The organism is Treponema sp. TIM-1 (assembly GCF_046533115.1).
Classification (GTDB): Bacteria; Spirochaetota; Spirochaetia; order Treponematales; family Breznakiellaceae; genus JAIRMO01.
On the sequence record NZ_JAJQRC010000001.1, the window covers coordinates 206,127 to 218,049 of the forward strand.

Here is an 11,923-nt window from a genome sequence, read left to right on the forward strand (position 1 = left end):
TATTTCCCTCCGACGTATGGGGATGGTGAAAAATGGAGTGGTTGCAACAGCTTACCGCGTTTTATAATCTGATTCGTCCCGTCATTGATATTGCCCTGCTCGCTTTTTTACTATATAAAGTCTACGATCTTTTGGTAAAAACCCAGGCAATACAGTTGGTAAAGGGGGCGGGACTCCTTGCCCTGGTGTACGGCATCGCCTTTTTATTTAATCTGAGTACCCTGCAATGGATCTTGAATATCCTGGGTCCCGGCCTCCTTATCGCCATTGCCATTGTTTTTCAGCCGGAATTACGAAAGATCATGCTCCGTATCGGCCGGGGAGAACTTTTTCGCTTGGATAGTAAACCCCGGCTCGGTCAATTGGAAGCGGTGATAACCTCCGCAGAGATCTTATCCCAGCAGCGAAGGGGCGCCCTCATAGTGTTTCCCCGCCGGATCAACATCAAGAATATCATTGATACCGGTACCAAGATGAACGCGGAAATTTCCTCCGGCCTTATTGTTACGGTATTTGAATTTGACGGCCCCCTCCATGACGGGGCCATGATTATTCAAAACGGGCGGATCGCCGCGGCGGGCTGTTTTCTGCCCCTTTCGGAGCAGCAGGATATCCGGAAGAGTTTCGGTACCAGGCACCGGGCTGCCCTGGGTATGTCCGAAGAATCCGACGCGGTTATCCTGGTGGTTTCCGAAGAAACCGGCGCTATTTCCCTGGCCTTTGATGCCAAATTATATTACGATCTTTCGCCCATTGAGGCCCAGCGGAAATTAAAGGAAATCCTCGATCAAGGGGTATGGGGGAGGGCGGCGGAATCGGCAAATACTGAGCCGGATGCCCTGGATGACAGAAAGGATGTTTTCGTTGAACAGTAGAAAATTAATCGCCCAGGCGGTTACCAATTGGCCTGCCAAAGTTCTTTCGGTGGCTGTGGCCATTGTATTGTTTATTTTTCACCGGATGAGCATCCTGGAAGAACGGTTTTTTTCCATTCCCTTGATTATCGAAGCCGCTGCGGAGATGATCCCTGCCAGTTCTTATCCCCGGACGGTCCGGGTAACTCTCCGGGGAGACGCGAACAGCATATTTCCCATTGCGGAGGAAGATATCGAAGCTTATCTGGATCTTAATAAATATACCGAGGCGGGAATCTACCGGGCGCCGGTGGAGATCCGTAAAAAAGGAACCGCCCTGGGGGTGGATCCTCTGGAAATAGGGGTGGATCCCCTGGAAATTTCCCTGGAACTGGATCATAAGGTCAATAAATACGTGTCCCTTATCCCAAAGTATCAGGGATACGTGGAAAGCGGCTATGAATTGGTTAGTTATACCCTGGAGCCTACCCAGGTGGTGATAGAAGGTCCCGAAAAACGCGTAAGCGGTATTTCGGAACTTGCCACGGAGCAGGTGGAATTGAGCGGCCGGAACGCCGATTTTTCCATCGCCGTCCATATTTTAAACTCGGATCCCCTGATCCTCGTCCGGGGGAACGGAATGGCGGAATTCCGGGCTTTTATCCGAGAGGCGATTATGATCCGGACCCTGGATGAACTACCCATTGAGATTACCGGTTTGGATGATTCTTTAACGGCGGAACCAGAAACCCTGCTGGGCAGCATCCGTCTTGAGGGGGCTCAGAGGGCGCTTGAGAACTATATCCCTGAGGGAGCCATTCTGACCCTGGATTGTTCCGAGATTACCGAGGAGGGCGAATATACCATACCGGTGCAGGTAAATGTACCGCCCCAGTTTACCTTTACCCGAAATGAACCCGAAGAAGTACGGGTTTATATTTACTATAATTTCCAGCCATAGGATGTCCGGGTATGATTATCGGTATTGGAATTGACGTGATCCACGTGCGCCGGATGGAACGTTGGCGGACTATCCCCGGCTTACTGGACCGATATTTTCATCCCCAGGAGCTTTCCGCGGCCCTGTCCAGGGGCGGGGGGGCGATGCTTTCCTTGGCCGCCCGTTTTGCCGCCAAAGAAGCTTTTGGCAAGGCCCTGGGTACGGGCTTGGCCGGGATAGTTCTTAAGGATATTATGGTGGTAAATCGTCACAATGGCCAACCGGAGATTGAAGTTTTCGGAACCGCCCGGGAGGCATTACGGCACAGCAGAGCGGATAGGGTTCATATTTCCCTGACCCATGAAAAGGATAATGCCATAGCTATGGTGATTCTCGAGGGTCATGAACCGGGAGGCGGCCATGAATGAGGAGCGGGAGTTAAAAATATCCTTCCAGTCAAAAGAAGAGTATATCTGCCCTGTTTGTGAAACTAATTTTCACCGGGAAGAACTCCTCTCGGGATCGGGCAGGCTTATTGCCGGGGCCATTACCGACGAGCTCCACCGGCTTTATGAACCATCGACAAAATATGGCGATATCTATCCGCTGGCCTATCAGGCGACGGTTTGTCCCGAATGCTGGTTTGCCTCTATTGATAAGGATTTTGTTAATCTGCCGCCGGCGGCCAATCAAAAGATAAAGGCGGACCAGGACAGACGGATTTCCGAGGTGAAACAGCTCTTTTCACCAGTGAATTTTTATGCCCCCCGGGGATTAATCGAAGGAACCGCTTCTCAATACCTGGTCCTCCGGTGTTATGGGTTTTATCCTAAAGAATTTTCCCCTACCATCAAACAGGGAATTGCCGCCATCCGGGCGGGATGGCTCTTTGATGAACTGGATAAAAAAAATCCGGGGCAGCATTACGACTGGCTTTCCCAGCTTTTCAAGAAAAAAGCCCAATTTTTATATTATGAAGCGATTCAACGGGAGCAGAACGGCAAGGAAAGTCTCTCGGGTATTTCCTTTTTCGGCCCCGATACGGATAAAAATTACGCCTATGAAGGGGCCCTCTACCTTTCGGCCCTGCTTCAATTAAAATACGGTCCCCGGGGAGACCCTGTCCAGCGGGCCGCTTCTTTAGGAGAGGCAAAACGGACCATCGCCAAAATTTTCGGCCTGGGGAAATCCTCCAAAAGCAAACCCGGCCCGCTTTTGGAGCATGCCCGAAACCTCTACGAAAGAATCAATAAAGAACTAAACGAAACCGATGACTGATACCGGTGATGTCCAACGAAATATCCGGCTCCTCATTGCTTATGATGGTACGGATTTTTCCGGATGGCAGCGTCAGGGCCGGAGGGAATCGGGGATGGAACAAAACCGGACGGTCCAGGGAACCATCGAGGATGCCCTGGCAAAGCTGCACAAAAAAGCCACCATCATCACCGGTTCGGGAAGGACCGACGCGGGGGTTCACGCCGTGGGGCAGGTGGCCAATTTTTTTACCCCCCTTCGGGGGATGGAGGCCCAACGGTTTGTCCCCGCCCTCAACAGCCTTCTCCCCCGGGATGTACGGATCCTGGAGGCCCGGGAAACCCTGGGGGATTTTCATGCCCGTTTTGATACCCGGTCCCGAACCTACCGGTATCAGCTCATCTGCGGCCGTCCCGCCCTTCCCCATGAGCTCCGGTACGGTCTTCAGCTCTGGCGCCGCCCCCGGCTGGATCTCCTCAATGACTATGCCCGGCTGCTTCATGGGGAAATAGACTGTTCTCTTTTTACCCCTCCCCAGGACCCCGGTCTTTCCCGGCTGCGGTATATTTTCGGGGCCTTTTTTTTTGTTCAACAGGATACGCTGTTGTTTGAAATTCGGGCCAACGCCTTTTTGTGGAAAATGGTCCGTTCCATAGCGGGAACCCTGCTCCACTATGAGGAAAAAAAGCTGCCCCCCGGTGAATTTAAAAAAATTCTGGTTTCGGGGGTGAGAAAACTCGCCGGTCCCACGCTCCCTCCCCAGGGCTTATTCCTTTGGAAAATCGAATGCCACCGGGACGGATGACGGAGGATCACCATTTTTTGAACCGTGCCACATACATGGGGCCCATGCCCCCCGCAAGATCCGGCAACAGGATCCTTCCGAATTGGGTTTTTTCCCCTTCGGTAAAATCCACCTCATCCGGCAGAAGGTCATCCCCGTATTTTTTTATTAACCGGGATACCACGCCGTCGTTTTCTTCCGGCGAGAGGGCGCAGGTGGCATATACCAGGGTACCGCCCCTTTGCAATAACAAAAATGAAGCGGAAAGAAGGGCCCATTGCCGTTTGGCGAGGAACCGGGGTCTCGCGGCGGTCCATTTTTCCAGGGCTTTTTTGTTTTGAATCACATGCCGTTCACTGGAACAGGGGGCATCCAAGAGGATTCCCCCAAACCGGCCCCATTCGCCTCTTTTTCTTCCCTGAGCGGCGGCGTCAAACCCGGAGACGATCACCCGGGAACGTTGTTCGGCATCCAGGTACTCATCCAAAACCTTTGCCAGGCGCCTCCTCCTTTCATTGGAAAGTTCGTTGGATAAAAGACGCAGCCCCGGGCCCATCACCGAGGCGATCACCAGGCTTTTCCCCCCGGGGGCGGCGCAGGCATCCAGGATGATACCCTCCGGGGGAAGGCGAAGGGACCGGGCCACCAGTACCGAAGCCCTGTCCAGCATATAGGGGATACGAAGCCCTTCGTCATAGGCTGTCGCGGCCACCGGTTTCAGAAGACTTGCCCGTAACCCTTCCCAGCGGGAACCGTAAATCCCCTGGTAATAGGTCTCAAATTCGGTATACATCCTAAATATCCAGGATCGTGAGGAGTCCCAAAGCCCCCCCCAGGTGGAGGAGTTCCCCTAATTCCACCGCCGCTCCCAGGGTATCCCCGGAGTATCCCCCCAGGTGTTTTTGGTATTGCCGGGCAAGGGCCCAGGAGATCAGGGGACTTAACAGGGGAAGACCGAAAAGGGAAAGAGCGGAGAGGGGAGGGGCCTGGACTCCGGAACCGTTAAAAAATCCGTATACTTTTAGTCCTCCATACACCAGGACGGCCCAGAGGCTAAGACCGATAAGGGCCCCGGTTACTCCCCGCCAGGGTCTGGCGTTTTTTGCCAAGGCTCCCAGTCCGTCAGGTTTCAAGGGTTTACTTATTCCCGGGATAAGGGCCGCGCTCAAACGGCCGCTGAAGGGATAAGCGAGAATCGCGGCGGGGAATCGGGGAATCCAGACACAGAGGCGATATAAAAGATAAATTTTCAAAGTTAGGAGGAAAAAACAGGCAAAAAAACCGTAAACCCCCATCCGGGAATCCTTTAGAATGGCCAGCCGTTTTTCCTGGTCAAAATTTCCCAGGAACGCATCGGCGGTATCCGCAAGGCCGTCAAGGTGAAAGAGGTTGAAGCCAAGGTACTGGACCAAAAGGACCAGGATCACCGTGATAAACCCGGGACCGCCCAGAAAAAAAACCAGAGCGCCCAAGAGGGCGGGGAAGATCCCGATAAGGGGAAGGTAAAAATCAATCCGGGAGGGATCAAAAGAAAAACGAACCTTCAGGGGAATCCGGGATGTCAAACTCAGGGTGGAGAAGAACCGGTTCCACATTCTAATAGTTTTCTTCCTCAACGCCGCTGGTACTTACTCCCGCTTCGGAAAAAGAGGACATCTCCCGGGAGAACCGAACCCCCAACTCTATGATAAAACCCCCGATAACCGCCCCGGTACCTTCCCCCAAGCGCATATCCAGGGAAACAATGGGATCCAAGCCCAGGGCATTCAGGACCGGCTTATGGCCCGTAACCTTGGAAAGATGGCCGGCAAACAGGTAATTAATGACCGTTTGGTCAATCATAAAGGCCATGTAGGCCGCGGCCGTTACGGGAAAGCCGTCCAAGACACAACCGATTCCCCGGTCCTTAAGTCCCAGGATAAAACCGGTCATCATGGCCAAATCAGGGGACCCCACCTGTTCCAGGATGCCTTCCCCGGTTTTAGCGGGTTTCCGCAGGGCCACCCCCTTTTTTACGATTTCCCGTTTATGCTCCAGCATTTTTTCATCGATCCCCGTCCCCCGGTCAATCATCTCTTCCGGGGAAAAACCCGCAGCCACGAGGAGTGCCGCCGCGGTAGCCGTATTTCCGATTCCCATGTCGCCGATGGCGGTGAGATCATATCCCCGTTCCCCGGCATCACGGGCCAAATTTTTCCCCGCTTCCAGGGAATTTTCCAATTCCTTCCCGGTCATGGCCGGTCCGGTCATAAAATTGCCGCTTCCCCGGCTGATTTTCGTCCGGATAAAACGGCTTTTTGGTTTGAGTTCCCCATCCTCCGGAAAATCTCCGGCCACACCGGCATCTACCGCGGTAAGTTCCCATCCGGTTCCCTGTGCCAGGGCATTGATCGCCGCCCCGCCGGAAAGAAAATTCAGGACCATCTGCCAAGTGACCTCCCGGGGATAAAGGGATACCCCTTCCTGGACCACGCCGTGATCTCCGGCAAATACATAGATCCCCTTTTTTTCAAGTTTGGGGGGAACGAGGTTTTGAATTTTTGCCATTTTCATCGCATAAATTTCCAGCTTCCCCAAACTTCCCCGGGGCTTGGTAAGATTATCCAAAAAGGCCGACATGGTCTTTTCAATGGCCGTATATCCATCTTCTAAATTTTTCATGATTCCACTCCTTTGTAAGACGAGGCTACTTTAAAACTGAAGTTTTTGGAAGCCTCTCTAATTACGGAATAAGGTCAAACTCCTTCAAGACGTCTATGCTTCGGGAAATTTCATCCCAGGAAAAAAGTTCCAGGTTGATCACCCCCGGAAATCCCCGAAGCCGGGGAAGCAGTTCCTTAAGCCAGCCGTTTCCTGCATCCAGGGGACGGTGATCCGCAAGCCTTCCGTCCCGGCCCGCTTTTTCCGGATCCAGGTCGTGGAGGTGTATTTCCCCCAGACGGTTTTGATAAACCGTAAAAAAAGCCGCAGGGTTTTTCCCTTCCAGAAGCAGATGGCCCGTATCCATACAGAGCCCCGTATCCTGGGGAAGCCGGCGGAGGAGGGTTTCTTGCCTGCCGGGAAGGGTATTTTCAATCAGGAAAGGGTTTCCCCCGAAAACAGTTTTATCCCCCTTGCCGTATTTCTCTGCCCAGAACGACAGAAGCCTCTCCTGGGTTTCGGCCGCCTCCGGCGGGTAAGGATGGACAATAAAATACCGGGCCAGGGGAAGGAACCTTTCGATAAGCTCCCCGTGTTCCGGTTTTACCTGGTCCGGAAGGTGGACCGTATAGGTAAAACGCCGTCCATGTGCTACGATGATCTTCCATTCGGTATCCAACAGGGCTTTTATTTCCCCGTCGTATAAAAAAAACAGCAGTTCGACGCCGGTTATTTCGGGTTTATCCGCTAAAAAGACAAGATTTTCCCCATACGTACCGGGAATTACCCAGGAGGGAACGGATAAGTCCATCAGACTGTCTTGAAAATCATCGGAGTTCAGCCTTTTTTTGGTTTTTGGCGAGGAGCTTCAATTTTTTTATCGTTTCGTCCGAAAGAACATGCTCCATTTTACAGGCATCCTGTTCCGCGGTTACCGGATTTACGCCGGCGATATCCCGAAGAAAGGCGGTAAGAAAATGATGCCGTTCCCGGATATCCGCGGCATGGGCAATACCCTTAGGGGTAAGGGCCACATTACTGTACCGTTCATGTTCCAATAACCCTTGTTCTTCCAGGGTCTTTAAAGCGGTCAGTACCGAAGGTTTTGAAACCTTCAGGCGGGCCGCGATATCCGTCACCCGGACCTCCCCTTCATCGGCAAGGAAACTCACCATTTCAAGATAATCTTCTAAAGATTGGGTCATATTATCTATATTTTGGGCGATTTATCCGTACTTGTCAACGCCCCGCATTGTCGCTATCAAGGCGTCATGGAAATGTCCCCGGTACCCGCCCCTGGGCTCCGCATAATGCCATTTCATCCCTGCCGGTTTCAAAATACGCACGGTTTTAAAAATATGCCTAATAAAATACTTTAATATGTATGATATTATGAATAAAACTAGCAATAAATCTACCAGATATATAATAATGTATACATCATCATGTATTTTATTAACAACTGATACCGATCTCGCCGCCTTATTTTATAGTAAGCTGACAGGATCCACATCCACTTCCACATAAACGCCGGTATCCCGGCCTTTTTTATACTCCTCCAGGATGGTCCCGGCGGCACGGTGAAGGCCCCCCATGGAAGATCCCCGGAGGAGGAGCTGCCGCCGGTAATTGCCCGCGATGATCCCGATAGGACATTCTGCGGGGCCCAAAAAATCCGCTTCCGGGGGTAAGTGGCGGCGGGCGATGGCGGCCATCCGTTCTACGGCCCTATCCGCCCGGGCCGCTTCCCGGGCCCGGGCGGTAAACCGGATCAGCCGGGTATAGGGGGGAAAGTTCAGGGCCTCCCGCTGGGCAAGTTCAGCCTTATAAAACCCCTTGATATCCAGGGCGCAGGCCCGGGTAATGGCCGCCTCCCGGGGCCGCAGGGTCTGGACTATCACCTTGCCGTCGGGAAAATAACGCCCCGCCCGGCCCGCTACCTGAACGATCAGGGAAAAGGTCCGTTCCGCGGCTCTAAAGTCCGGGAGATGGAGCCCGGTATCCGCCAGGACCACCCCCACCAGGCGTACCCCGGGAAAGTTTAAACCCTTGGCCACCATCTGGGTCCCCAGGAGCAGATCAATACCTCCGGCTTTAAAGAGTTCCAAGGTTTCCCGGAGGCTTCCCTTTTTCCCCGAGGTATCCGCGTCTATTCTGCGGATCCTCAGGTCCGGAAAGGTCCGGCGGACCTCCTCTTCGATCAGCTCGGTCCCGAATCCGGTAAACCCCGCTTCCAGGGAACCGCATTGGGGGCAGCTCCCCGGGGGGCTCACCGAATAGCCGCAATAATGACAGATCGCCCGGCCCCGGCTTTTATGGTAGGTTAAGGACACCGAACAGTTACGGCAGGTCAGTTCATACCCGCAGTTTCGGCAGTGGTAAAAATAAGCGAATCCCCGGCGGTTAAGAAAGAGGATGGTTTGTCTTCCCAAAAGCGCGGTTTTATGGATCTCCCTTTTTAATTCTTCCGTAAGGCACCCTTCGGTATGCTCCAGGCTGACCGGTACAATCTCCGGGGCGGCGCCGCCGGAGAGCCGCCGGGTCAGGTCAAAGCGCCGGATGACGCCGTCTTCCATGAGTTTCCAGGCCTCCGCCGATGGGGTGGCGGATCCCATGACCAGCTTGGCGCCGGAAAGGGCGCCGCGGCGCATCGCCACCTGCCGGGCATGGTAACGGGGGGTGTTTCCGGATTTATAGGAACCGTCATGTTCCTCGTCAATGATAATGAGCCCCAGGTCCCGTACCGGGGCAAAAACCGCGCTCCGGGGTCCCACCACGATCCGTACTGCTCCCTTACGGATCCGTACCCATTCGGTAAGCCGGGCGCTGGGACTCATCCCGGAATGGATGGTGGACGCCAGGGAACCAAAACGCCGGCCTATGGCCTCCGCGGTCTGGTGGGTCAGGGATATTTCCGGAACCAGGTAAATCACCGACTTACCCTTATTAAGCAGGGACTCCGCGGCCCGGAGGAATACTTCGGTTTTTCCCGAACCGGTTATCCCGTAAAGATAAAAGAGGGCAGGGGAGGACCCCGCTGTTTCGGCGAGGATCCCCTCCAGGGCCTGCTCCTGTTCTTCCGACGGCTCAAGAATTTTTTCGGCGATGGGATCATCCGGAAAGGAAACATATTCTCCGGTCCGTCTTCCCGAGGGGATCATCGCCGACAGGGCTTCCCCCATACCGCAGAGGTAATACCCCGCCACCCATCGGGCAAGGTTGATATCATCCCCGTCAAAAACAGCTTCCCCATCCACCACCCGGCGGATGGGTTTGAGGGCTTCTTCCCCGATTTCCGGGGGCAGCTCCGTCTTTTCCCCGATAATATATCCCAGCCGTTCCCGCTTCCCCAGGGGGGTCATGGCCCGTTTACCGATGCTGGCTTCGCCCTTGGCATCGGTGAGATAGGTAAAAACCTCGTTTTCCCGGAGGGGAATATCAAAAACCAGATCAAAATAGGCCATCCTAGGGCGTTCCCCCGGCGGCTTCTCCGGCATAGGTTTGATCCAGTTCAGAGAGCTTTACCCTCAGGAGCTTAAGGTCCTCCCAGGCCGGGCGTTTTTTGGATTCGTCCCGGAGGAGGGCGCTGGGATGGTATGTGGGGAGCAGGGGTATCCCCTTATATTCGGTAAAACGGCCCCGGAGGCTTCCCAGGGATGCCGCGGTTTCCAACAGAGCCTGGGCGGCGATCCTTCCGGCGCTGAGGATTACCCGGGGTTTTAAGATGGCGATTTGCCGGGCCAAGAAGGGACCGCAGGCCGCGGCCTCCTCCGGCAGGGGCTCCCGGTTATTCGGGGAACGGCATTTGACCACATTGGCAATAAAACAGTTTTTATCCCGAAAAAGGCCTATGGAGGCGAGCATCCGGTCCAAAAGCTGTCCCGCCTTCCCCACAAAGGGCCTGCCCGTAAGATCCTCATCCGCCCCGGGACCTTCTCCTACCACCAGCACCAGGGGCTGGCTTACCCCTTCCCCGGGAACCGCCTGGGACCGATCCCGGTGGAGGGAACAGGCGGTACAAAGCCGGATCAGGCCGGCCACGGTCTCCAGGGTATCCGCTTCCGCCAGGAACCCATTCAGGTAGGGCGCTTCCGGATCCCCGGAGGAAGCCGGAGCCGCATCATCGGAAAATTGATAGGCCTCCCGGAACCGTTTGTAACCGTCCCGTAGGCGGTCATCGGTAATATCGAGAAAGAGGGCGAGCTTTTTTTTTTCTTCGGCGGTCATCATATCCTTATATTCGTTATAACCCGGATATGGTTTATGATCAATTGTGGTAGCAATTTTTATACTCCTATAATATTATGAAACGAACACTGAGCCTTTCCTAAAACGTTAGTTTGGGGAAAGCGCCGGTTCCAAGAATTGAAAGAGGAGGCTTATATGCAAGGAACCATGAAAGGGGCATTTCTTCCCGGAAACAGTACCGCGGTCCTTAAAGATTATCCCATCCCCACCCCGGGATGGGGACAGGTATTGGTTAAGACCAAGGCGTCCACCATTTGCGGCAGTGATATCCGCGCCATTTACCGGGAACACCTGGGAAAGGGTCCCGAAGGGTACCAGGGGGTTATCGCGGGTCATGAACCCAGCGGTCAGGTGGTAGAGGAAGGTCCGGGGATCCGGCGGTTTAAAAAAGGTTCCCGGGTGGTGGTGTACCATATCTCAGGATGCGGGGTCTGCCATGATTGCCGTATGGGGTACATGATATCCTGTTCCTCCCCCTTCCGGGCCGCCTACGGCTGGCAGCGGGACGGGGGTATGGCGGAATACATCCTCTGCGATGAAAAGGACCTGGTGGAGCTCCCCGATGAATTGACCTATGCCGACGGCGCCCAGGTTGCCTGTGGATTCGGTACGGTATATGAGGCCATACAAAAAGTAGGGGTCAGCGGAAACGATTCGGTCCTGGTGGTGGGCCTTGGTCCCGTGGGTCTGGCCACCCTCATGCTCTGCCGGGCTATAGGGGCCCAGCGTCTTTATGGTATTGAGGGGAACCCCCTCAGGATAGAACTGGCCAAAAAACTCAATTTGGCGGATAAGGTGCTTACCCCGGCGGAAACCAACGTGGAGGAGATTCAAAGCCTTACCGGGGGACATGGGGTGGAACGGGCCTTTGACTGTTCCGCCAATGACGCAGGCAGGGCCACGGCCATCCGCGCCGCCCGGCAGTGGGGAAAAATCGCCTTTGTCGGTGAAGGGGGGACCGTTCACTTTAACCCCAGCCCGGACATCATCCACCCCCAAAAAACCATATACGGCAGCTGGGTAACCAGTATCTGGCTCATGGAAAACCTCGTGGAGGAACTGGTCCGGTGGAAAATCCACCCCGAAGACCTCATCACCCACCGATTCCCCCTGGAAAAGGCGGCCGATGCCTACAAACTTATGGCGGAGGGTAACTGCGGTAAGGTCGCCGTATGTTTCGATGAGGAATTGAAATAGTCC

At 54.3% G+C, this 11,923-nt stretch carries 13 protein-coding genes; 6 read left to right on the forward strand and 7 right to left on the reverse strand.

Going from position 1 to position 11,923, the window contains the following annotated elements:
• The first annotated feature begins 32 nt into the window (after window positions 1-32).
• From cdaA to truA, 5 genes are read left to right on the forward strand one after another with little or no spacing between them, the layout of a single operon-like run.
• Window positions 33-875, forward strand: coding sequence for a diadenylate cyclase CdaA (gene cdaA / locus LQZ21_RS00895; RefSeq protein ID WP_411042209.1), 843 nt, complete (start codon window positions 33-35; stop codon window positions 873-875).
• Window positions 865-1,815 carry a CdaR family protein gene (locus tag LQZ21_RS00900; RefSeq protein ID WP_411042210.1) on the forward strand — a complete coding sequence of 317 codons (951 nt, stop codon included), beginning with the start codon at window positions 865-867 and terminating at the stop codon, window positions 1,813-1,815. Before cdaA ends, LQZ21_RS00900 begins: the two co-directional genes overlap by 11 nt.
• Window positions 1,816-1,826: 11 nt before the next feature.
• Entirely contained in the window at window positions 1,827-2,222 is a 396-nt protein-coding gene (locus LQZ21_RS00905) for a holo-ACP synthase (RefSeq protein ID WP_411042211.1), read from the forward strand.
• Window positions 2,197-3,072, forward strand: coding sequence for a DUF2225 domain-containing protein (locus LQZ21_RS00910; protein ID WP_411042212.1), 876 nt, complete (start codon window positions 2,197-2,199; stop codon window positions 3,070-3,072). Before LQZ21_RS00905 ends, LQZ21_RS00910 begins: the two co-directional genes overlap by 26 nt.
• Complete coding sequence (gene truA, locus LQZ21_RS00915) at window positions 3,065-3,856, forward strand: tRNA pseudouridine(38-40) synthase TruA (protein WP_411042213.1); 792 nt, start codon at window positions 3,065-3,067, stop codon at window positions 3,854-3,856. Before LQZ21_RS00910 ends, truA begins: the two co-directional genes overlap by 8 nt.
• Window positions 3,857-3,863: 7 nt before the next feature.
• Here the strand turns inward: truA and LQZ21_RS00920 are convergent, their stop codons facing one another.
• The 7 genes from LQZ21_RS00920 to LQZ21_RS00950 form a co-directional block, all read right to left on the reverse strand.
• Window positions 3,864-4,628, reverse strand: coding sequence for an RsmB/NOP family class I SAM-dependent RNA methyltransferase (locus LQZ21_RS00920; protein ID WP_411042214.1), 765 nt, complete (start codon window positions 4,626-4,628; stop codon window positions 3,864-3,866).
• A 1-nt stretch (window position 4,629) separates the two neighbouring features.
• On the reverse strand, window positions 4,630-5,430 hold the full coding sequence (locus LQZ21_RS00925; protein WP_411042215.1) for an adenosylcobinamide-GDP ribazoletransferase: 801 nt from the start codon (window positions 5,428-5,430) through the stop codon (window positions 4,630-4,632).
• 1 nt (window position 5,431) lies between these two features.
• Window positions 5,432-6,496 (reverse strand): nicotinate-nucleotide--dimethylbenzimidazole phosphoribosyltransferase, encoded by a 1,065-nt coding sequence (cobT, locus tag LQZ21_RS00930; RefSeq protein ID WP_411042216.1) that lies wholly within the window; start codon window positions 6,494-6,496, stop codon window positions 5,432-5,434.
• Between the two features lie 61 nt (window positions 6,497-6,557).
• Window positions 6,558-7,286, reverse strand: coding sequence for a cobamide remodeling phosphodiesterase CbiR (cbiR, locus tag LQZ21_RS00935; protein WP_411042217.1), 729 nt, complete (start codon window positions 7,284-7,286; stop codon window positions 6,558-6,560).
• A 16-nt stretch (window positions 7,287-7,302) separates the two neighbouring features.
• Window positions 7,303-7,680, reverse strand: coding sequence for a metal-dependent transcriptional regulator (locus LQZ21_RS00940; protein ID WP_411042218.1), 378 nt, complete (start codon window positions 7,678-7,680; stop codon window positions 7,303-7,305).
• 282 nt (window positions 7,681-7,962) lie between these two features.
• Entirely contained in the window at window positions 7,963-9,939 is a 1,977-nt protein-coding gene (gene priA / locus LQZ21_RS00945) for a replication restart helicase PriA (protein WP_411042219.1), read from the reverse strand.
• A gap of 1 nt (window position 9,940) precedes the next feature.
• Window positions 9,941-10,702: a uracil-DNA glycosylase gene (locus LQZ21_RS00950; RefSeq protein WP_411042370.1), complete on the reverse strand. Its 762-nt coding sequence runs from the start codon at window positions 10,700-10,702 to the stop codon at window positions 9,941-9,943.
• A gap of 156 nt (window positions 10,703-10,858) precedes the next feature.
• Between LQZ21_RS00950 and LQZ21_RS00955 the strand changes: the two genes are divergently transcribed.
• Window positions 10,859-11,920: a zinc-dependent alcohol dehydrogenase family protein gene (locus LQZ21_RS00955; protein ID WP_411042220.1), complete on the forward strand. Its 1,062-nt coding sequence runs from the start codon at window positions 10,859-10,861 to the stop codon at window positions 11,918-11,920.
• Window positions 11,921-11,923 lie beyond the last annotated feature (3 nt).

What these genes read in the sequence shown, in the direction of transcription:
- cdaA (WP_411042209.1), top strand. Translation starts at nt 33, where the DNA reads ATGGAGTGGTTGCAACAGCTTACCGCGTTTTATAATCTGATTCGTCCC.
- LQZ21_RS00905 (WP_411042211.1), top strand. Translation starts at nt 1,827, where the DNA reads ATGATTATCGGTATTGGAATTGACGTGATCCACGTGCGCCGGATGGAA.
- LQZ21_RS00910 (WP_411042212.1), top strand. Translation starts at nt 2,197, where the DNA reads ATGAACCGGGAGGCGGCCATGAATGAGGAGCGGGAGTTAAAAATATCC.
- truA (WP_411042213.1), top strand. Translation starts at nt 3,065, where the DNA reads ATGACTGATACCGGTGATGTCCAACGAAATATCCGGCTCCTCATTGCT.
- LQZ21_RS00920 (WP_411042214.1), bottom strand. Translation starts at nt 4,628, where the DNA reads ATGTATACCGAATTTGAGACCTATTACCAGGGGATTTACGGTTCCCGC.
- LQZ21_RS00925 (WP_411042215.1), bottom strand. Translation starts at nt 5,430, where the DNA reads ATGTGGAACCGGTTCTTCTCCACCCTGAGTTTGACATCCCGGATTCCC.
- cobT (WP_411042216.1), bottom strand. Translation starts at nt 6,496, where the DNA reads ATGAAAAATTTAGAAGATGGATATACGGCCATTGAAAAGACCATGTCG.
- cbiR (WP_411042217.1), bottom strand. Translation starts at nt 7,286, where the DNA reads ATGGACTTATCCGTTCCCTCCTGGGTAATTCCCGGTACGTATGGGGAA.
- LQZ21_RS00940 (WP_411042218.1), bottom strand. Translation starts at nt 7,680, where the DNA reads ATGACCCAATCTTTAGAAGATTATCTTGAAATGGTGAGTTTCCTTGCC.
- priA (WP_411042219.1), bottom strand. Translation starts at nt 9,939, where the DNA reads ATGGCCTATTTTGATCTGGTTTTTGATATTCCCCTCCGGGAAAACGAG.
- LQZ21_RS00950 (WP_411042370.1), bottom strand. Translation starts at nt 10,702, where the DNA reads ATGACCGCCGAAGAAAAAAAAAAGCTCGCCCTCTTTCTCGATATTACC.
- LQZ21_RS00955 (WP_411042220.1), top strand. Translation starts at nt 10,859, where the DNA reads ATGCAAGGAACCATGAAAGGGGCATTTCTTCCCGGAAACAGTACCGCG.